Annotated in this window: 15 protein-coding genes and 4 pseudogenes; 6 read left to right on the forward strand and 13 right to left on the reverse strand. The window is 58.3% G+C overall.

Annotation, left to right across the window (positions count from 1 at the left end; all coding sequences use genetic code 11):
* Positions 1-54: 54 nt before the first annotated feature.
* The 10 genes and pseudogenes from ACQ4W6_RS25020 to ACQ4W6_RS25065 form a co-directional block, all read right to left on the reverse strand.
* Positions 55-1188: pseudogene (locus ACQ4W6_RS25020) on the reverse strand (IS3 family transposase).
* A 27-nt stretch (positions 1189-1215) separates the two neighbouring features.
* Entirely contained in the window at positions 1216-1536 is a 321-nt protein-coding gene (locus ACQ4W6_RS25025) for an EamA family transporter (RefSeq protein WP_436569871.1), read from the reverse strand.
* An 8-nt stretch (positions 1537-1544) separates the two neighbouring features.
* Positions 1545-2906, reverse strand: coding sequence for an ATP-binding protein (locus tag ACQ4W6_RS25030; protein WP_436569872.1), 1362 nt, complete (start codon positions 2904-2906; stop codon positions 1545-1547).
* Entirely contained in the window at positions 2882-3547 is a 666-nt protein-coding gene (locus ACQ4W6_RS25035; RefSeq protein WP_436569873.1) for a response regulator, read from the reverse strand. Before ACQ4W6_RS25035 ends, ACQ4W6_RS25030 begins: the two co-directional genes overlap by 25 nt.
* Positions 3548-3572: 25 nt before the next feature.
* On the reverse strand, positions 3573-4331 hold the full coding sequence (locus tag ACQ4W6_RS25040) for a COG4705 family protein (protein WP_436569874.1): 759 nt from the start codon (positions 4329-4331) through the stop codon (positions 3573-3575).
* A gap of 19 nt (positions 4332-4350) precedes the next feature.
* Positions 4351-4803 (reverse strand): hypothetical protein, encoded by a 453-nt coding sequence (locus tag ACQ4W6_RS25045; RefSeq protein ID WP_436569875.1) that lies wholly within the window; start codon positions 4801-4803, stop codon positions 4351-4353.
* A gap of 28 nt (positions 4804-4831) precedes the next feature.
* Positions 4832-5614 (reverse strand): COG4705 family protein, encoded by a 783-nt coding sequence (locus ACQ4W6_RS25050; RefSeq protein ID WP_436569876.1) that lies wholly within the window; start codon positions 5612-5614, stop codon positions 4832-4834.
* Positions 5615-5892: 278 nt separating this feature from the next.
* Entirely contained in the window at positions 5893-6228 is a 336-nt protein-coding gene (locus ACQ4W6_RS25055) for a PepSY domain-containing protein (RefSeq protein ID WP_436569877.1), read from the reverse strand.
* 361 nt (positions 6229-6589) lie between these two features.
* Complete coding sequence (locus ACQ4W6_RS25060) at positions 6590-6898, reverse strand: hypothetical protein (protein WP_436569878.1); 309 nt, start codon at positions 6896-6898, stop codon at positions 6590-6592.
* Positions 6899-7008: 110 nt separating this feature from the next.
* Positions 7009-8561 (reverse strand): annotated as a pseudogene (locus ACQ4W6_RS25065) (IS3 family transposase).
* A 77-nt stretch (positions 8562-8638) separates the two neighbouring features.
* On the opposite strand from ACQ4W6_RS25065, the pseudogene tnpC reads away from it, so the two are divergent.
* Positions 8639-9739: pseudogene (tnpC, locus tag ACQ4W6_RS25070) on the forward strand (IS66 family transposase); the annotation flags it as partial.
* Between the two features lie 84 nt (positions 9740-9823).
* A complete protein-coding gene (locus tag ACQ4W6_RS25075) occupies positions 9824-9967 on the forward strand; it encodes an H-NS family nucleoid-associated regulatory protein (RefSeq protein ID WP_436569879.1) in 144 nt (47 codons plus the stop codon).
* A 638-nt stretch (positions 9968-10605) separates the two neighbouring features.
* Here the strand turns inward: ACQ4W6_RS25075 and ACQ4W6_RS25080 are convergent.
* The 3 genes from ACQ4W6_RS25080 to ACQ4W6_RS25090 form a co-directional block, all read right to left on the reverse strand.
* Complete coding sequence (locus tag ACQ4W6_RS25080) at positions 10606-10812, reverse strand: hypothetical protein (RefSeq protein ID WP_436569880.1); 207 nt, start codon at positions 10810-10812, stop codon at positions 10606-10608.
* Positions 10813-10897: 85 nt separating this feature from the next.
* On the reverse strand, positions 10898-15640 hold the full coding sequence (locus tag ACQ4W6_RS25085; RefSeq protein ID WP_436569881.1) for a PLL family lectin: 4743 nt from the start codon (positions 15638-15640) through the stop codon (positions 10898-10900).
* Positions 15641-15778: 138 nt separating this feature from the next.
* Complete coding sequence (locus tag ACQ4W6_RS25090; protein ID WP_436569882.1) at positions 15779-16333, reverse strand: hypothetical protein; 555 nt, start codon at positions 16331-16333, stop codon at positions 15779-15781.
* A 66-nt stretch (positions 16334-16399) separates the two neighbouring features.
* Between ACQ4W6_RS25090 and ACQ4W6_RS25095 the strand changes: the two are divergent.
* The 4 genes and pseudogenes from ACQ4W6_RS25095 to ACQ4W6_RS25110 form a co-directional block, all read left to right on the forward strand.
* Positions 16400-16612: pseudogene (locus ACQ4W6_RS25095) on the forward strand (transposase); the annotation flags it as partial.
* A gap of 1269 nt (positions 16613-17881) precedes the next feature.
* Complete coding sequence (locus ACQ4W6_RS25100; protein ID WP_436569883.1) at positions 17882-18325, forward strand: antirestriction protein; 444 nt, start codon at positions 17882-17884, stop codon at positions 18323-18325.
* Between the two features lie 130 nt (positions 18326-18455).
* Positions 18456-20393 (forward strand): ParB/RepB/Spo0J family partition protein, encoded by a 1938-nt coding sequence (locus ACQ4W6_RS25105; protein ID WP_436569884.1) that lies wholly within the window; start codon positions 18456-18458, stop codon positions 20391-20393.
* Positions 20394-21051: 658 nt separating this feature from the next.
* Positions 21052-21414: a tyrosine-type recombinase/integrase gene (locus ACQ4W6_RS25110; RefSeq protein WP_436569885.1), complete on the forward strand. Its 363-nt coding sequence runs from the start codon at positions 21052-21054 to the stop codon at positions 21412-21414.
* Positions 21415-21494 lie beyond the last annotated feature (80 nt).

Raw genomic sequence — 21494 nt, forward strand, 5'->3', positions numbered from 1 at the left:
CTTCTACAACTGCAAGCGTATCAATTCAGCATTGGGCAATCTGCCACCCACCGTCTATGAACGGAAAATGGCAGCACGCGAACCTATTGTTGTGTCCGAAATTACTTGACCACCACAATGCTCACGTTCCCAGTTTTCGAGATGCTGGATTGGTGACTGATAGCCAAGCGTTGAATGCTGTCGTTTGCGATTATAAAAGACTTCAATGTACTCGAAGGTGGCGGCCTTCATCTCGGCATGCGTCTCATAGCGATGGCCATGGTACCGCTCATTCTTGACGCTGTTAAACCAGCTCTCTGTCGGGGCGTTGACGCTCCTATGTCAAGAAATAACTGCTGCCTTCACCAAATCGTCCAGAATAAATGGGTAGAGTTCCCTGATGATATATCGCTGGTCATGCGGGATTTGAGCGACCAGCCAATCACTTCCCGGTTAAACAAGTCCAGAACGATGGCCAGATACAACCAGCCTTCGTCGGTCCAAAGATACGTCATGTCCGCCGTCCAGACCTGATTAGGAGCGCTCGGCGTGAAGTTCCTGTCGAGCAGGTTCTCCGCCACCGGCAGACCATGTTTCGAGTCCGTGGTGACCTTGTAGCGCCGCTTATGACGGGCGCGAATGCCATTCTCACGCATGAGCCTCTCGATACGTTCCTTGCCAGCTGTGAAGCCCCGCAGCCGCAGTTCACGCACCATGCGCGGGCTGCCGTAAGCTCCTTTGAGTTCAGCATGGATGGCGCGTATCACCGTCAACGTCTGGGTGTCCGTCAAGCGCTTACGGCCAGGCGTGCCGCCACGCTTCCATGCCCGATAATCGCTGATACTCACGTCCAGCACGGCACACATTTCGGTCAACGCGAATACCTCGGTATTCTGGTCAACCCAGGCATACTTCACAGAACATCCCGCGCGAAGTACGCCGCTGCTTTTTTATAATTTCGTTCTCCCGCTTCAGGCGCGCGACCTCCACTCGCAGCCGAGACAACTCCATCGCGTCGGGCGTCACCACCTTGCTGTCAGCCCCCTTGAGCTGGCCCGAGGCAGCCGCCTTCACCCAGTTGCGCAGCGTCTGGTCGCTCAGCCCAAGCTCCCTGGCTGTCGCCGGAATCGCTTGGTCTTTCGCCACCACGCGCTTCACGGCCAGTTCTTTGAACTCGACCGTGTATGCCTGTTTCGGTATTTTCTTCATTTCTAACTCTTCCAAAGTAACGTTATTTTACGTCACCTGTGGAAGACGAAATTTCAGGGGAAGCTCACCTATCTTGAGTGCCCGGAAATAACATACCCAAGACGCGCCAGTGGCTAGGCCAGACAACCCAAGAAACAACCAAGTCTTCGACGAAAGCTCGAAGGGATTGGACCACTTGCCCGTGTAAGTCACGAAGACGGACAGTACGACAATGATGATCGCCGTTCTGATCAAGGTGGCCAGATCAGAATCGACTCTCTGAATTCCTATCTTGGCAAAAATAGCAGTCAGTGCTGCAAATACGGCGGATAGAATTGCCCAATAGAACCAGCCAGTTGATGTCGCCATATATTTCCTTAAAGTGGTTTAGCCAGCGGCATGAGCACACAGATACACAGGCCAGAATGCTTCACTTCGTCTGAGAATCCCATTTGAATCTCAGCGCCAATCCGATCCGTGACCGCCTTAACGATGGTAAGGCCCAGACCTGATCCGACCTGATCGCTCCCAAGAATACGATAGAACGGGTCAAACACCCGATCATGTTCTACGACTTGAATACCTGGTCCTGAGTCTTTGATTCGCAATATTGCGCGACCTTTTTCCTCTACGACAGAAAGATCGACCCTGCCGCCATCCGGCGTGTAACGGATGGCGTTATCAACCAAATTCTTGACGACGGCAATCATGTCCAGTTCGTTAACCCAGAGTTGGGCGTCTTGCTCTCCTTCAACACCAATATCGATGTGTTTGGCTTCTGCCAGAGGCATAAGGTCTTCCAGCACACGTCGATAGACGTCCTGCACCGATACGGGCGACTCGGGTAGGTCGAGCGCAGACTGAGCCTTGGCCAAGATGAGAAGCTGATCCAATAGGTTCCGGCCACGCTCGATGCCTCGGCGCAATGTCTTGAGACGTTCACGTGCAAGGTCAGGCATATCTGCTTCGGCCAGCCGCTCGGCTTGCAGTGACAAGGCGGTTAACGGAGAGCGAAGCTCATGCGCCGCATCCGCGACAAACCGGCGCTGTGTTTCCATCGCTTTGTCAACTCGGACAAGTAAACAGTTGATCGCCACCACGAACGGGCGCACTTCAGCAGGAAGATGCTTTTCCTCGATTGGATGCAATTCCTGTTCGGCGCGTTGGTCGATTTCCGCCGACAAAGAAGCAATGGGCCGGAACATCTTGCGCACAAGATCAGCCACGATCAAAAGCAGGATTGGAACCAAAATCAGTAACGGCATTAAGGTACGCAAGGCGCTGTCGCGTGCAATTTCATCTCGAACGCCGGTTTCTTGCGCCACGGCGATTCGCCTGCCGTTGGACGTTGTTTTAACCAACACACGGAACGGCTCGCCGTTGACTTCAATGGTATGCAGACCATCGCGTAGCGTGATTGGTAGTGGCAGCGGTGCTCCCTCCGCTCCTTTTTCGGCCGCCTTGCTGTCATCTGCTAGATACTGGACGATGACGCGGGACTCTTCATCGCTGTCTTTGACACGTCCATCGTCTCCAAGATGTGCAGGCTGGAGGTGTTGTCGATCAAACAGCGCCGCAACTTGGTGCAGCATGTCGTCTTGCAACTCGTGGGCTTCGTCGAATGCTGATAGGAAAGAAAATATGCCTGCTACCAATGCGATGACCAAAATGGCCAGCGACAGCGAAAACGACAGCTTGAACTGGACTGACTCGTTCAAGCGTTTTTTGAAACCATCCATCCAACCCCCCTGACATTTTTGATGATTTCGCCGCCTAGTTTGCGCCGCAGTGCATGGATCAGGAATTCGACGGCATTGCTTTCCACCTCTTCACCCCATCCGTAGATACGGTCTTCCAGATCACTGCGGGAAAGAATTGCACCGGGACGTGCCAGCAAGGCTTGCAACAACGCGAACTCACGGTTGGATAGTTGCACCATGGCACTATCGTTGACTGCGACCTCTCGCGTGGCCGGATCGAGCGAGACAACGCCGTTGCTGAGCAGGGGCGTTGCGCTCCCTCCCTTGCGTCGTAGCACGGCGCGCATGCGGGCCAGTAGTTCGGCCATTTCAAAGGGCTTAAGCACGTAGTCATCGGCCCCGCCATCCAAGCCGCGCAGTCGATCATCAAGGCCGTCACGGGCGGTGATGATGAGCAGTGGAACGGGGTTGTCCTTGGCGCGGATGTTGGTCAACACCTCCAGCCCATCCTTGCCAGGCAGTCCAAGGTCGAGCAGCACCAGGTCATAGTGCTGGCAACTCAGTGTCGTGAGGGCAGTTTGACCGTTTTTTACCCAGTCGGCCGCATAAGAGGCATCTTTCAGCGCCCCTTGGATAGCTTCGCCAATCATGGTGTCGTCTTCGACCAGCAATACTCGCATTATTCCTCCTACTTATACCGATAATTCAATGCGTCGTTCTGGCAGCCCTTTGCTTGAATAGCAAAATGCTAGTCAAAATGAAGGCGAATAGTGCCGCTGATGCTGAGTAACGACTCAGGGCCAGACCGCCTGCACTGAGCGGCTTATCCAAAAAATCCCCCACTACGGCTCCGAGAGGGCGGGTCAAAATGAATGTTGCCCAAAAAAGCAGGGTCCGCGATACATTTGTCCAATAGTAAGCTGCAACGATCAAGGCCAACAACGCGCTGAACACCATGGCGGCGCCGGTGTAGCCCAAGCCTGCTGAATCCGCTGTCCAATCGCCCAGTGCCGTTCCCAGGGTCTGAGAAAACATGATGGTTACCCAATAGAACATCTCGGCCTTCGGCGAACTGAGCGTGCTGATCGACACTGAACCTAGCGTTCGATGCCATATAAACAGGGAACCGAACAATAAAGCTATAAGCAAGGTGGAGCCACCAGCATACCCAATACCGAGAGATCGGTCTGCAAAATCAGCCAGCGTCGTGCCGACCGTAGTGGTTGCAATGATAGTGGTCCAGTAAAGAAAGGGCTGAAAGGTCTTGGCCTTAATTTGCGCAAAGACCGCCGCCAGAAATATGGCGAAGAAAATAACCGTACCAATCAGGTAGCCCAAATTCATCGACATCGAAACGGCATCGCCACCTGTTTCGCCGAGCGTGGTGGCTGCAATCTTGATGACCCAGAAAGCGAGCGTCACTTCTGGGACTTTGCCTAATGCTTTTTCTGTTGAAATATTCATCTCAATTCCTGTTTGCTAGTTAGGACTTGGCTTGGAGGGAGTCAAAAATGGTCAACAGGTCAGCTAAAGCTTTTTTGCAGTCGATTTGACTGGGCGCATCTGCACGTAGGGCGCTAAGGGCGCGGTCAATGGACTTGTCGAGCAAATGCCAGTCAGCCGCTGCACGTGGCTTCAAGCCTGCTTCCGCCGAGTCCCATGCAACTTCCAACTCCTTGATCCGCGTTTTAGCAGCTGGCAGATCGCCTTTATCTACGATGGTCGCAACCTCTGCTGCTATGGTTCGAAACGCAGACAGGTCCCCCAGCTTGGATGCAGTCTTTGCCTGCGGCGCAGAAGTAGCCTGACTTGTTGCTAATGAAGCAGAGCCTGCCGTACCGGTGTTGGTGGACTTTGAGCAGCCAGCAGCAAGGGCCAAGAGAGCGATGGCCGATAGAGTGGCAACGGAGTGAGTTATCGAATGCAGATGGCGCATGATTTTTCCTTGAATTATTAGATAGAGTTTATTCGACGGCTTGTGCATTCATGCGATTGCCAACGCTGAACTGCGCAACGGCCACCAGCATCACGATCACGGTCAGAAATAGAGCGCTGGTCCACATGGCACCCATACCGAGGCCCCCATAGGCCTTGGCCTGCGTCAGCAGGTCACCAAACGCTGCACCGAAAGGGCGAGTCAGGATGTAGCCAATCCAAAAAGTCAGTACGGCGCTACCGCCTAAGCGGAATACTGCATAGGTGATAGCGATCAGTGTGCCGAACGACACCGCCCCCCATGTGAAGCCTAGGCCAAGCGCTTCGGTCGCCAAGTCACCTGCCGCAGTACCCAATGCAAATGTGCAGAGAATGGCCGACCAGTAAAACAACTCCCTACGTCGCGTGAAAATTTCATGGATGGACAAGCTGCGTTCCACCCAAAACCAAACTGCAAAAATCCCCGCAAGCGCCACGGCAAATGCCGACGTGCTGACATACAGGCTCACGCCTAGCCCATCGGTTAGTAGGTCAATAATCTGAGTGCCGACCACGCTGACCAGCACGACCGTAAGCCAGTAAATCCAGGGCGTGTAGCGCCGCGTACGCAACTGCATAAATAGGGAAACAGCCAACAGCGCGCCCATCACTGTGCGCGTCATGCCTTGGCCGAAGCCTGCATTGACAGCCAAAAAGTCGGCTCCTGTTTCTCCGACCGTCGTGGACATGATCTTGATGATCCAGAACGTGAGCGTCACTTCGGGAACTTTGTTGAGCCAATTTGATGTGGGATGTGTGGCCAGCGTATTCATAGAGTTATCTCCGTCCAAGGCATATGGGTTTTGATACAAGTATCGCCAGTCAAACTTAGCCCAGTCATAGATGCAATCATTTACGCATCCACCGAACCCGATGATGGCCGGTAGCCCTCAAATGGCATACTCAGCGAAAAAGGTGGCGAAGGCTAGCAGCAGCGTGCTTGGGTATTCTGGTGCATTAAGCCAGAGAAATAGTGCGTAATTGTAGTCTTCCATAGGATCTCCGTGGTCGGATATCCCCAAGGGGATGACCCGATCATACTGGCGTGTAGTCAGTCTTGCTTGTCGTGGTCGTCATCGTGATCCGCTTTGTCTTCAGCGGACGAAATGACCGTGCCCTTGTCGGCATCGACCTTGACATCAAAGACTTTGGCCCCACTGACGACCTCCACGTCATAGACCCATCCTTGCTTCGAGTTCTCATACTCGGCGCGTGCAGCCTTGCCGTTGGCGTGTTGCTCGGCAGTGGTGACAGCCTGTACAAGCGGGATTTTGGCCTTCGCAATGGCCATGGCATCGTTTTCCATACTACCTTGGGCAGCATAGGCGACGGTGCCCGCAGTGGCGATGGCGACAACCAGAAGAGAAAGTTTGCTGTAGCGATTCATGGTGATTCTCCAAAAGGAACGCAGGTATTTGCGCAATGGAGAGACTACCGAAGCTGACTTAGCTGGCACTGAGCTGCTCTAAAATAGCTTAGCGTGATTATTTTCCATTTTCCAAGACGTTCCCTTGATAAGCGTGATGGTTGACGTAGTGGATCTACAACGAGCAGAATGCATTGTAGAGCGATGGTTTCCATGACTTCCGCATGTCTGAATGTTGCGATGATTGTAAAAACTGTCGACTCCATTGTTTACTAAATGTTTTTCATGTAAATGTTTTTCATGTGTTGTGGTGAAATTTTTCTCTTGCAAGTAGCACTCGCAAAGTCATGGCAGTCGTGATACATTCCGGGCAATGCGCAAGTCACTCTCCCACTACCTCGCCTTTTTTATGTTCGTCATGTCCATGATGAATAGCGGCGCATGGACGGGCAGTAGCGTTCGCCTTGCACATGAGATGGAGCATATTGGCCAGCTCGACCCGGATGCGAGCGCACATGAGCATATCCATCTGGGGCACAGCGGCGATGTCGATCATGATGATCGCAACAACGACGTGCCCGGCAAGTCCGGCCACTAGGCATTGCACGCCGTTGACCACCTTCAGTTTTTCCCTGATACCGCCTTCGGCGGCTTTTCCATGCTGGTGGCGGATGCCAATGTGCCGCCGCAATTTGTCGCCTTGCGCTTGCCGCTCCCATTGTACGATCCCCCATTCCGTCCGCCTTGTAGCGACGCGCTGACAGCCTAACCGGTAGTTGTCAACAAAGATGTCGCGTCAAGTCATGCGGCTTGTTTAAGTGCTTCTGGCTGAGTTCGTTCGGGATTCAGCCAAACCTCGTCCTTCAATTTCCAGTCCCGAGTCGCGCCGGACCATCGCTCCGGACGTCGCTGTTTCGCAGCCTCGTAGACGTGCTCTCGGTGCCGCAGGATCGCGGCATCTTGACCATCATGGCGCTATGCCGGCGTCACGAATTTCAGGCCACTGTGTTTGTGCTGGTGGTTGTACCATTGCACGAATTGCAGTGTCTATTCGCGTACTTCATCGACATCGCCGAATGGCTTGCTGGGATAGTTTGGGCGGTATTTACAGGTCCGGAACAACGACTCAGCGTAGGCATTGTCGTTGCTCACCCGGGGCCGGCTGAACGACGGCACGATGCCCAGTTTTTCCAGTGTCGCCAGCATCGTCGCGCCTTTCATCGAGCTGCCATTATCCGAATGCAGCACAACCGCCCGACCAGCCAGCCCCTCGGCCAGACTGGCCTTGCGCAGCAATAGCGACGCCAATTCCGCCGACTCGGCAACATGGACTTCATGCCCGACGATCTTGCGGCTGTAAATGTCGAGCACCATATACCAGTAAAAATACAGCCCCTTCACACCCGCTGGCAACCAAGTGATGTCCCATGCCCACAGACAGTTCGCTTCGGTCGCGCAGTGGCTCGTCGCGACCCTTGTGTTCGGTTTCTTTGCCCGTCCCCGACGATGTTGCTGCTGCTCAGCTTTCAAGATCCGGTAGATGGTCGACTCCGACGCCAGGTACTCGCCCTGGTCCACCAGCGTCGGCACGATCTGGCTAGGCGGACTGCTGGCAAACTCAGCGCTATTGGCGAGCATGAGGATCTGCCGCCGCTCGTCTTCGCTGAGCTTGTTAGCCGGCGCCGTGCGTCGGCTGCCTTTACGGCCGTCCGTCTTGCCATGGCCGTCTTCCTGCGTCCAGCGCTGATAGGTGCGCAGGCTGATGTCGAGCATCTCGCAAGCCTTTGCACGCCGGCACCCCAGGCCGACAGCGTCTTCAATCAACGCCGTCACCAATTGGCGATCTGGGGCGCCTATCAGTCGTCCTCTGGCTCCCCCCAGATCGCCTGGGCTTTTTTTCTGAGAATGATCAGCGCGGCCGCTTCAGCCAGTGCTTTCTCCTTGCGCTGCAAATCCTTCTTCAACTGCTTGATTTCTTTACGGTCGCTCTTACTCTGCGCAAGCAGCTCGCGATCGCGATCAACCTGGTGGGCATTCGCCTCCTGGCATGCCGCGCGCCACGGCATAATCTGGGCAACGAACAGCCCCTTGCTGCGACAGTATTCGGCTAGCTCCGCTTCGTTCAGGTGCGCCGTCTCCAGCACCACGCCGAACTTGTCCTTCGAGGACCATTCCTCGGCATTCTTCCCATTTCCCGGCACTGGCACTCCCTGCGATTTCAAATTTCGTCGCCAAGTATAAAGCGTCTGTTCCGAGATCCCATTCTCCCGCGCCAGTTCGGATATCAACCTGTTCTCCGGCGGCATCATCCGCCTGAGAATGGCTTCCTTGCGTTCTGCTGAGTAGCGTTTCACTGCATGTCTTTGCTCCGCCCCCGGTTGGATGAATTTGAATCAAGTGACGCGACATCTATCCTGACACAGGGGGATAGCTTGAGTTCATACCGGCCAGCTTCCGCGTGATTCGCCACGTGCGTCCGAAACTGGCGTGCAAGTGCTGCGACACCATCGTGCAAGCGCCCGCGCCAAGCCGACCGATCGCGCGTGGCATTGCCGGACCGGGCCTGCTGGCACACATCCTGGTGGCCAAGTTCGCCGACCATCTACCCTTGTACCGCCAATCGGTGATCTATGCCCGCGAAGGTGTCGAGCTGGAACGCGTACTGCTGCGCCCGCTGGTGGATGTGATCCGTCGTCACGTGCTGGCCGGTGCCAAGCTGCACGCCGACGATACCCCGATTCACGTGCTGGCCCCGGGCAACGGCAAGACCAGGACGGCGCGGTTGTGGACTTACGTGCGCGACGACAGCGCGTCCGGCGACAGCACGCCGGCGGTGGTCTGGTTTGCCTACACGCCGGACCGCAAGGGCATCCATCCGCAAACCCATCTGGCCAACTTCAACGGTATCTTGTAAGCCGATGCGTATGCCGGCTTCAACGCGCTGTACGTCGATGGCACGATTTAGGAGGCGGCGTGCTGGGCGCATGCGCGCCGAAAATTCTACGATCTGCACGCGGCCCGGCCGTCGGCCATCACCACCGAGGCACTGCGCCGGATCGCCGAACTGTATGTGATCGAAGCCGAGATACGCGGCAAACCACCACACGAACGGAAATTGGTGCGCCAGCAGCGGGCGCGGCCGCTACTCGGCGACTTCGACCGCTGGTTGCGCACAACGCTCGAAAAACTCTCGCGCAAATCGGACACGGCGGCAGCGATACAGTACGCGCGGAACCTGTGGCCGGCGCTGCTGCGCTACTGCGACGACGGCATCATCGAGATCGACAACTCGGCCGCCGAACGGGTGCTGCGCGGTGTCGCCATCGGCCGCCGCAACTACCTGTTTGCCGGCGCCGACAGCGGTGGCGAACGCGCTGCCGCCATCTACTCGCTGATTGGCACGGCTAAACTCAACGGTGTTGACCCCGAAGCCTGGCTGCGCCATGTGCTGGCCAACATCGCCGAGCACCCGGTCAACCGGGTCGACGACTTCCTGCCCTGGAACTGTGCCGCGCAGTTCGCCTCGACTTAAACAACACGCCGCTTCCCAGCGGTGTCATGCCATCATCTAGCAATTCGACGCAGAGTTCAAGACGGCGCTGGCTTTACGCTTACGGTGTACCGCAATCCCGATAATCACGAGCAGCAGTGGAGTGGGCGCGGTCGGCAGCCTTTGTGGGTGAAAGCTTGGCAGGACAAGCACCAGTCGCTGGACGGTCTGCGAATCCAGCGTAATTTTGCGGCTCAGGCGCAAATATAGGTATGCAACTGTGACTACGAGCATCAAAACAGGCAAGTGGGATGGCGTGCGGGGCGCTACATGGCTAGGCATGTATGCCTGGTACTTGGGACGAATGTCACTCAATAAGGGCTACGCTGCGCGTAACCCTTAGCCGTTGGGCTTATCCCATACAACTGCGCTCGCCTGAAGGCCAGCTTGAAGTGGGCCTACAGGGCCGCGCTTGCACGCTTGCCGCTGCGCTTCGTCAGTCAAGTGAAGATTCTCCACATCGTGTTGCTAGCGTTGGACAGTGGATAGAGATGGCCCACATTTAAGGTAGTGAGCCGCAATTTGGGCCACTGCTCGCGATGCCGATGACCCGCTGGTATGTATCCAACAAGAAGATGGCCCGGCAGCCCAATAATTCGTTCCCGTAGTTGAGCTGCAGGTGCTCGTCTTGGTGTTGGTAGCTCGTGGGTGTTCCGTAGAGGTTAGCGATCAACCACAAGCGATTTTATCGGGCAACGTACGGGAGCAGCTTGCTACCACCAAGGGTGCCGAAACGCCCGGTTAATAGCTCCGTACAGGATGGCATCGTGACGCTGGACGAACTTAGATAGATGTAGTGTTCGGACGGCGTGAACGTCTACAAAAGGTCCTTCAGTCGATCCTGAGAGTCACCAGGCGCTGGCCCAGCGCCCGCTTGATCGACATTCCACGTGATAGCGCGGAAGGATCGCCGCGGTCAGGGCGGTGTCGTCCCAGAGCTTCTCGATCTCCTGGCTGCTCCAGCGTCCGCCCTGCTTGAGCGCCGATGCGCTCATGACGGTCTCGACCAGCTGCTGCTGGAACCACTCGTGGACGACCTCCTCCACGATCGGCATCGAGCCCGGGACATCGGCGTCGTGCAGGCCTACGAGGGATGAGCCTCGCCGGGTCGCGCTGAAGAAAGCGCGACCCGGCGAACGACTACGCTACGTCGACCACGGGTGCCGATCGATAGGGAGAGCCGTAGCTCAAGGAGAACGGCTGCGAGACGTCGGCAGTCGCGAGGAGAGCACGCGAATTGTTGAACAGCCTGACATGGAAGCCGTTCGACGACCAGGTGTCGCCGGAGCTGAAGATGCTGCCGGCCCACTCGATCCTGGCCGTAGCCAACAACGACAGGTCCAACTTCGGCAGGGAGAAGTGGAACAGATCATTGTTGCCCGCGCTGAACGCCCTCTCGATCGCGAAGGATTCTCCGAGATTTCCGGTCCAGACGATGGAGCCATCGGTCCTCAGGAGACTGATCCTCATCGTCACATCCGTGCCAGGCCCGTCGAACAGGCCCCATCCGTTCTGGGTGGACGTACGCACTTCGATGATCGAGATGCCCTGATCAGGTGTGGAGTAGGCGATCCTCTCCTCCGCCATCACGGAGTTCTGCACGATCCAGAGCTGATCGACCTCCAGATTGGGGCCGATCACATTGACGTTCGTCAGCATCAGATTGTTGGCGACATTGCGCGAACTCTCATGAGTGAGCCCGAGGAAGTGACAGATCTCGTGCGATGTGTTCCTGGAGAGCCATTCGGCCGATGGCTGTATCATAATGGGTGTCAGGAGCGCAAGAACCCCGAAGTAGGTGAAGTCGGGATTAGCGCTCCTGACGCCGGGCAGACCTCCGGCTATGCCGGCGCCCAAGCGGCCCGTCGCAGCCGTGGCCCAGATCACGTTGATTGAGTCATCACGAGCATGCTGCTTGAGCAGGGACGCCGTCGGTTCGAGAGACAGGTCGAAGTTGACCATCGAACCGACTTCGACCTCCTGCACCGGCAGGACCTCCACGGTCAGCGAGAACCTGGCGAACAGGTTGACCATCATGACGACGGCAGCGGCCGTCATCCTCCTGTAGCGATCCCTGTCCGTCGAAGAATCACCCGGGTAGAATGCGAGGATGGGATTCATTCTGAGGTGACGCGTCATCCGCCCCGGTACGGAACCATAAGGCGCCGACGCGACCGTGCGGAAGAATCTGGTCACGACCGGCCTGCTCGTGGTCTGCTGCACCGTGACGATCTCGAATGCGCCCTGTGTCGCCTGTTCTCTATTGGTGGCCGGGAACAGGAGATTCTTGATGAATCCCATCGGCATGCGTGTGCCGGTCGCCGGATAGAGAATGGGATCGTTCGGATATGACACGTCCGTCGGTCCGTTAAGGAAGTACTGTCCAGGCGAACCAGGGGCCGGCTGCGTCACCTGAAAGACCGAAGTCCGGTCCTCGGCCTCTATCATGAAGCCGTAGACGTATCGGCCTCCTCTGCTGGAGGGATTCACGAGCGGCTGGGTGGAACGCCTCGAAGTCGCGATGCCATCACCTTCAGAGCCAGCGAGCAGTGCTGCCGAATGCAACGTGGAGGATGTAAGCGGGGGATTGGAATTGGAGAGCATCGACGCATGTCCCCAATCCGGTCCCTCCCAGACGTCCGTGGATGCATCGAGACGCCAGAGCAGTCCGGCAGTATCGACCGCGAAGACGACATCGCCGGAACACTGGACCCTGGAGAATCGTGCGGGTTGTCCTTTCCATCGGGGACCCTCCCATGCCGAACCCCAGTTGTCCGAACCATCCTCGGCGACGGACCAAAGCCACCCGTCGGCGTCCAGAGCAAACGCCCTGAGCTTCGAACCGCCGCTCCATGTTCCCATCTCCATCGACATCAGCATCACGGATGGCGCAGGAATGCCGAATGCGGGAGAGCGGACGACGGGAACCGTGGATGAAGATGCGTAGAAGTCGAAGGGTACGCGAGATGGGTCCACTCCGATTACGAGAGTCCGCCGCAGGGAGGCCGCCTCTGAAGAGACGGCGGCGATCTCACGCGCCACGACGCCCGGAACCGGCGAGAAGTTCACCGCACCGGAGACCGCAACGCCCTGCTCGACGCTGCCATCGGGACGTACGATCCACGCCGCTTCTGTTCCATCCGGAAGAAGAGCCGCCGCAATCCTTGCAGCGATCCCGGTCATCGCCGGTTGCCACGTGAGATCTCCCGAGGACAACGATCCGGCGAAGAACTGACCTGCCGCATTGCGTGCCCATACGCGCGAAGCTCCTGCATGTGCGGCCACTATCTCGGCGATCAGAGATTGGCCGTCGGGGGCGGGCTCCGGATTCCAAAGATCCCATTCCGGAGGATTGACAGACGCATCCAGGCTCCCAGTCCAGAGACTGGTGCCGGATGCTCGGGACAGGTCGAGGGCAGCGACCAGAATGGTCTGCTTTCCCGATGGAGCATCGACAAAGGCGGCCACCGACATGATCGGAGGGGCTGGTTCCAGTCTCAGACCTCCCCAGGTGGGACCATCCCACATCGTCTCGCCGAGAACCCCACCCCAGATCTGTATGAGGCCCGATACTGCCCACACGAACGTCCTTGCGCCCTGCTGCACCACGCAGAAGTCGCCTGTCACCGGAACAGGACACGTGAAGGCCAATGGTCCTGTGGTCGGAAGCCGAGTCATGGTGGCAGCGCCCTGGACGATGGCACCGGACCATATTCCTCCTTCTCCGTCGGTGACCCAGAGACTGGCCTGCGATGCGGCTGGATCCCATGTCATGTCGACGAGCAGGAAGGAACCGCTCCCACCGACCGCCTGGACCCATGAGGCCGATCCCGGTGCGGAGAACCACAACTCACCCGATCCATCGACTCCGGCGACGTATCCCGCTGCAGAACTGATGTCGACGAAGGTGGGAATGCCCGAAGCCGCGAAAGCCTGCCACGATCCCCATGACGTGCCACCGAAGGCGGACGACCACAGGGAGCCGCTCTCGTCCAGCGCATAGATGGCGAGAATGCCATTCTCGTGCGATGCACTGAGATCGCTGAAGGCGACGGGTTGTCCGTTCCATCCTGCAGACGACCATGCATCGTCACCGTGCTTCATCCTGATGCGACCGTCTCCATCCAGAGCGAAGTACGTAAGGCTGCCATCGGAATGGAGCACGATCTCGGATTCCGCGACCGGGAAGTCCTCTCCGCCCGCACTCTGCGTCCATGTGATCGCATCGGAACCAGGAATCCCGACTCCATGCCACATGGAACGGTGCCCGGCATCCATCACGGTCACGATCATGTGCAGTGCCGTATCGGATCCAGCTGCGGTGGTGCTCATGATGTGACGGCCGGCTGGCATGGATCGTGAGCCCGACTTGACCATGAGACGGCCGTGGCCGAGTACGGCACGCCCATCGATGCAGCCCTTCAGAACGTAGCCGCCGGCATCGGGAACGGGAAAATCGACCGTCCCCTTTCCATTGACGGACTGCATCGCGACCGGCTGGGGATTGGCCCGATAGGCCTCGCTGGACCTGACGATGCAGAGATCGACGGGCCCTCCGTAGAAGGTGGTGTCGTAGTTGACGACGATCCTCTCGCCGGGCCTGTAGACCTTGCGGTCGATCCACGGCTCCCCGTCCCGGATCGGTCCGGATACGGTCCATGAGGGATTGGTCGCTCCCTGGGTGGTGATCGAGTACGATCCGCCATCGTCGATGCCTATCAGCAGAGGGTCGAGGTCGTGGAATACGCCTCCACGACCGCCCTGCGTATCGGAGAGCGTGATCGGCCAGAGGATCCGGGCGTTGGGGTTGACCTGGTTGGGACTGTATTCCGGAGGACCATCGGCGAATCTGAGAAGACCCATGCCGGGCAGAACGAGCGTATGCACCCCTCCGTTCTCTCCGTTCCAGCTCGCAGGAGGTCCCGCCAGGAAGAACGCCTCTGCGTCGCTTCGGTTGTCGAGCACGAAGGCATCGCCGATGCACGGCACCACCCTACGCGACCATCCGTTCCATGAACCATCGACGTTCTGCGACGAATCCCATAGCGCATGTGCCGACCCGACGCCGAACAGGATCAGGCTGCCATCGTTCTGAGATGCGACCGCGATGGGCCCGACAGGCGCGGGCTGGGAGTTCCAGGACGGCCCTTGCCAGCAGGGCGCCTCCGTCGCTGCACCGAGAGGAAGATACCATACGGATCCTGCGGTGTCGGTGCCCCAGAGCATGACGATGCTTGAGTTCGTCGAGACTCCGACGAATGCCGTCAGTTGCGGGGTCTGTCCAGACGATAGGGGAACCTGTGTCCAGCTGGTCCAAAGTCCGGCCTCGGAGGTCTGCCAACAGCTCCATAGAAGGTTTGACCGGTCCGTCGCATAGAGCGCCACGGAACCATCGTGCCGCGTAACCGCCACGATCGAAGAGGCGGCTCCGAAGGGGGTGGATGCGACGACCCATCCGCTCATAGAACCCGGAGATCCCCAGCAGGTCCAGATCGTCCCCGACGCATCGAGACACCAGATCTCGTCATGCGCTGCGGTGACGGCCGTGAACGTCTGCGTCTGACTTGCATAGCCCGGTCCCTGCCATGGACTCCATGTCTCGCTGGATGGATCCTCAATCGAAGCCCAGAGCTTACCCTGAGCATCCAGACCGTACAGGTAGAGATGCGTCTTCGACGCATCGGCCGATGCGGCCAGGACGGACATGCCGATCGGCTGCGGAGTGTCACCATGTTGAGCCCAATAGCTCCAGGCTCCGCCCTGATCCGCCTGTTCCAGGGTCCAGACGGAACCATGCGGATCAGCACCCCAGACCTGGGCGCCCGCTTCCGGATCGGTGCGGGCGACAGTGGCGATGGTCTGGAAGACGGGATGATCGAGCATGGACGGACTCCTTTCGGCGAAGCGCCGACATGCACAGGATCACACATGACGACACTCCGGTCAAGAAGGGTGTCTTGCATACTCCGATGCGCGGCTGTCATCGCCCTGGTGCCACGATCACAATATGTGGTTCTCCATTCAAGGGTTGGGGCCGGACGCCGGCTCGGGTTCGCATTCATCGTCAGTTTCCTCGTCCAGCTCGGCCACGCTGCGCTGCGCTGGCCCAATATGCAAGTAGGCGCAGTACTGTCGCACCAAATCCTGGGTGCCAGCGCCATAGCGACTGGTGTTACCGAACATCAACTGGGACGTGTCCAGCGTCAGCAGCACGCCGTTGTCGAAGCGAATGGGCGCCGTCTTGGGCATGTCCGAGGCGTCGTAGCTGACAAGCACCTCATGGAGCCAGTGGTGCATCCCGCGCGCGTCCGCGACGAGGTTCTGTGCGTTGCGGACCCACACATAGGGGTACAGTGCCTGGGGCCGGTGTTCGGAGAAGAATTTTTCCAGCGCAGCCGAAGCGACCGCAGCGGTGACGGCCTTGGGTGCCCCGGTCTGTAGCTGCACCACGCTGTCGAGGAAGCCGTGCTTCGTGGCTGGAAAGGTCTGCCAGAGGGAGGGGAACCGACGCCATTCGGGTTCGCTGGCGCGCCGGCGAAGCGCGGCGGCGGGGTCGAAAGGGCAGGTGGAGAGCATGCGTGGCCTTGTAGAAAATTGATCGAAGCCACTGTATCGGGTGCAACCGCACGTGGTTGCACCCGCATCTACACCACGAACGCCATTGAATCGATTAATATGAGCCTGCGAAAAGTCATCAAAACCCGCAGCTCGTTCCCCACCGATGAAGCCGTCAGCAAGCAGTTTTACCTGGCGCTCAACAACATCAGCAAGAAATGGACGATGCCAATACGGGACTGGAAAGGAGCGCTAAATCGCTTCACGATCCAGTTCGATGACCGGATGTCGCAGCATTAAACGAAAACCCGTTTACACAAAATCCCGTACCCCCCCGTTCTGGGTTGAGCGTCGCGTATCTAGCGATGCGTCAGTTTTTGTCTTACCAATACCTTTACGTCTGCTTGTTGCTGTAACTCTCATGCGAGTTGTGTTGGCTGGCCGCCGCGGCCCACTGGATGTGGAATGCTGTGCCAGATCAATGCACGCCTGGCGGGCAAGCCACGTCTTCTGTTTCTATTTGGCTGCCTGGCCATCCATTTTTTTGTTGGGGCGTGCCTTGCTGGCTGGTACTGGGCCGGCCAGCGCATCAAGTTTGCCGCGCAATGCGGCCACTTCCGCGCGCGCTGGCCAGTTCGGCGCGCGCCGTGGCTTCCTGTTGCTCTGCTTTGTCGCGTGCTTTGGCCAGATCGGTGCGTAACTGATCGCTCTCGGCTTTGTGATCGAGGCGTGCCGCCGTTAATGCGTCGGTGACGGCGGTCAGGCTTTCATGCCGGTGCGGGCGTTGTTCATGTTCACTTTACCGCAGGCAACGCGTGTTCGGCAGGGCGACCATTGGCCCTCCGGGTTCGCTTTGCTCGCAGTCCGATAGTGGGGGCGATAAGCTGGTATGTCTGGTGGTGGTTTGGGCCATTTTCGGCGTGCGCCGAAAACCGGGCCTCTCGTGAATCGAGCCACAAAAGGCCTTGTCTCGACCCGCCATGGGCGGGCTCAGTCCCTTGTCCTTCCGCTGGCGCTCCAGCGCTGCGCTCGGCCCCTGTGCGTGCTGTCCAGGGGAACCTTGCTGACCCGCGCCGGCATATACAGGGCCTGAAGTGAGGAAGGTCCGCTTTCACACGGCGCGCCAGCATGCCCCCGCTGTCACGCCGCGTGAGCCGCCGCTTGCGCTATGAAGCTGGCCGCGTTCCTTCCAGGGGCGCCCGGTGCTGTCAAGGGCTGTGCCAGCCAACAGCGCTGGCACAGCCCTTGCGCCGCCGCTTGCGCTGTGAAGCCGGCGCGCCGGGTGCCCAACCCCAGGTGGGCAGCACGGGCCGCAGGTATCCCGTTCCTGCAATCCCCCCACAAGCCCCCCCAGCTGAAGTGAGGGGGGCTTGTGGGGGGATAAACATACGGAACGGGACAGTAGCGTCCCCTTACCTCGCTGCCTTGGACCCCACCCATTCCAACCTTGCCCGTGAGGGCAAGGCTTTCCCCACCCCCCCGCCCGCCCCAGGGCGGGAGCGAGAGAGTTCGAGCGAGAGGATCAGATTGCAAAACCTCTCTTTGATCAACTTTTTTAAAGGAAAGACCATGCAAACCACTGCCAATGTACATCTGAAACATCCGCTGTCCGATACGCCGATTACCGCCACGCTGGTCACCAGCGAAGTGGAGCGGATGGAATGCCTGCCGAGGGTGGCAGGCTTCCGTTGCGTCCTGCTGGAAAACACCGTCTACGACATGCTGGGCCGCATGAGCAAGGACTATAACGGCGGTTACTGGGACTTTTTCACTCTGTCGAATGGTGGCTTTTACATGGCACCGCAGACCGACAGCACGTTCCGTCTGTCCTGCGAGAACATGTTTGAAGGGGAGGTCAGCGCCAATACGGCGGGCATCATCGCCTGCGCCATGGCGTACAGCAATCTGTCCTTCATGAATGGCGGACAGTGCTTTGGCGAGGCCTATTACCTTTTATCCGCCTTCATCTTCCAGCAGAGCAATGCCGGCATGATCCGTGCGGCGCTCGATTAGGGGCCGCAGCCAGCGGCATTCGTGGTCCGGAATGCCGCTTTTCGCCTTCTGGCGAAACTGCCATGGACCCAGCAGTAGGCCACGCCGACACCACGGCGCGGCACCCACTTACCTGAGACAAGGAGTCATCATGCACACCTTACAATCCATCGACACCGACTCGCCGATCGTCCATGGCGTTTTCCATTTGTCAGTCATTGCGGACACCATCGCGCAGATCACCCAGCATGCCACCATCCATACGGCCAGTCACAGCCGCATGGTGGCAAGCAAGCTCAACGTGCGCCGAAAGCAGGTCGATCACGCTGAACTCAAAGCGTTGATCCGTTCGCAGGGACTGCTGCAAAATCTCATCGGCTTTCGTCAACTGCTCGATGGCGTGGAAACCGGCATCATCGAGATCGTGGCAGGCCGTCGCCGCTTGATGTCCATTGGCGAACTGATCGCCGACGGCGATTTACCGGATGATTATCAAATTCCATATCTGCTGGTCAATGAAGACGAGGCCATCGACCTCAGCCTTGCGGAAAACCTCGGGCGGGTGGACATGCATCCGGCCGATGTGTTCGAAGCCATGCTGGAACTGACCCAGCGTGGCCGCGCCATCGAGGATATCGGGCTGGCCTTCCGTCTGGACGTGCTCGAAGTCAAGCGCCGCCTGAAACTGGCGAACGTGTCGCCGCGCTTGCTCGATTTGTACCGCAACGACGCGGCGGACTTCAAGCAAATGATGGCGCTTGCCATCAGCGACGACCATGCCGCACAGGAACAGGCATGGGATAGCCTGGGCCAGTTCAATCGCTCCCACCACGAACTACGTCGCCTGCTGACTGCGCAGCAGATCAACATCAAGACCGACAGGCTGGCACTGTATGTCGGTGTGAATGTCTATGAGAAGGCCGGTGGTACGGTCACGCGTGACCTGTTCAGCGATAACGGTACCGGCTATGTCAGCGACGTGGCACTGCTGGAGCGCCTTGCCTTGGCGAAGATGGAAAAACAGCGCGCCAAGCTGATGAAAGAGGGGCTGGGCTGGGTCGAAATCCTGCCCCGGGCCGACCATGCGGCGCTCAGCGAATTTGGCCGCGTACGTACCATTTTGATGGAGCTGAGCGCCGAACAGCTGGCTTGTGTGGCTGCACTCGATGAGCGTTTGGCGTTGCTGGAGGAACGTATTGAAGCGCTGGACGCGGAGGGTGACGAGGAAGCGTGCGCTGCCTTGGCCGCCGAACAGGATGAACTGACGGCGCAGCGGCGCGCCATCGATGTCGCACGAGCCAGCGTGCCGCATGCGGACGATGCGGCATTGGCCGGGGCCGTGGTGGTGATTGACGAGCGTGGCGCGCTGGTGGTCAAGCGCGACCTGATCCGGCCCACCGACAAAGTAAAGATGGCGGTGTTGACGGGAGTTAACGGCAACTCGGTCAAGCCGCGTCGCACGAAATCTGTGCATTCGGATCGCCTGACACATGAACTCACATCGCAGCGCACGGCGGCGCTACAGGCGGAAATGATGGATCAGGGGGAGGTGGCGCTGCGCTACCTGACCTATACCTTGATGCGCAGGGTCTTGCAAACCTATGCTGACGGCACGGCGGCGAAGATCAGTCTTACCCGGCCCATGCTGGCGGACGTTGTCAAGAAGGGCGCGGCGGCGCAGGCCTTTGACGCCCGAAGGCAGGAGCTGGTCGAACGACTGTCGACCACGAACGATAGCGAGAGCTGGCTGGCATGGCTCACGGGCCAGCCGCAGGCAGTAGTGCTGGAAATGCTGGCGTTTTGCGTCGCCAGTTCGCTCGACACCACGCAGCAGCGCGAAGGCCCCTGCGCCGACTATGCCGTGCTGGCAACGGCGCTGCGGCTGGACATGGGAAAGTGGTGGAAGCCGACCGCTGCCGATTACTTCAACCATGTTTCGAAGGAGCAGATGATGGCGGTGCTCACGCAGGCAGTCTCTGCCGAGTCGGCCGTACCGCTGGAAAAAATGAAGAAGGCAGCGGCAGCCGAGGCTGCGGAGCGCACCCTCGCGGGTACCGTGTGGTTGCCGCCAGCCTTGTGCAACGCATAAGCCATTTTGCCCGGCGCTCACCGCCGGACTGATTGTCAGGCGGACGGCGGCGCTGCCGCTTTCCGCCCTCCGCGCGCGCGGATGGCGGCGGCTGCATCCCTCCGTGCGTATATGAAACGTGATAACCCTTTTCAATCGCGGTAGAAGTTGCGCCTGTGTGCGAAAAATGGAGACGCCTCAATCGGGTATGTCGGGGGAGGGCGTAGTTTATACTGGCGGAAGAAAGAGTCGTGTATTGAAAGGAAATTGCTAAAGCGTTGTCATTCTGCTCTTGAATTTCCTCCTTATGCTCGTGGTACTTTTGGTGAACTTGGGGCAAACTTGGGGCAATGGAAGGTGGCGTCAGATGCCTTTAGCGTAGAAGGTACTGAAAGTTACCAATTTTCAGCTTGCGCTGTCGTAGGCTATTGTGATCTATGGTTACTTTGTTTCTAATTCGAAACTTGCACTTCCCACCAAGAATTCGTTTGATATCAAAGGCTTACACTGATGTGGTGTAGGCCTTTTTTGTTTGGTACGGGAAAAGTGCGGGAAACAGTCTCGGACCTATTCGGACCATACTGGACAATGAGAGGATCGCTGCCCGGGCGCTGGCGTTGCGATCCTGACGGCTGCGCGCTCAGGAGAGGTCAGGGGCGCGCGGTAGCAGGAGATCGATCTGGAGGCAGCGCTGTGGACGATTCCAACACAACGCACGAAGGCAGGCAAGGAACATCGCGTGCCGCTGTCGGGTGAGGCGCTTGCGCTATTGCGCGCAGTGCCGCGTCAGGGCGAGGTCGTCTTTTCGGGTCGCAAGCGTGGCACGCCGTTATCGGATATGAGTTTGACGGAGGTCTTGCGCCGCATGCAATTTGATGACATCACCGTACACGGCTTCCGTTTCTCGTTCCGCGACTGGTGCGCCGAGGCGGTAGCCAACGCCTTTTCGCGCGAAGTATGCGAGCACGCGCTGGCGCACCGCTTGCCGGACAGGGTGGAAGCGGCTCAATCCACCCAAGTTAAGGGATTGGTGTGCGTTTAAGTAATTTATTTTCAACATTAATATAAATACACTTGACATCGAATTAAAATCGCGGCGGGCAGTGTGGATTTTTATTTCCA

It is taken from the genome of Janthinobacterium woesei, from assembly GCF_051380875.1.
In the GTDB taxonomy this organism is placed as follows: Bacteria; Pseudomonadota; Gammaproteobacteria; order Burkholderiales; family Burkholderiaceae_D; genus Janthinobacterium.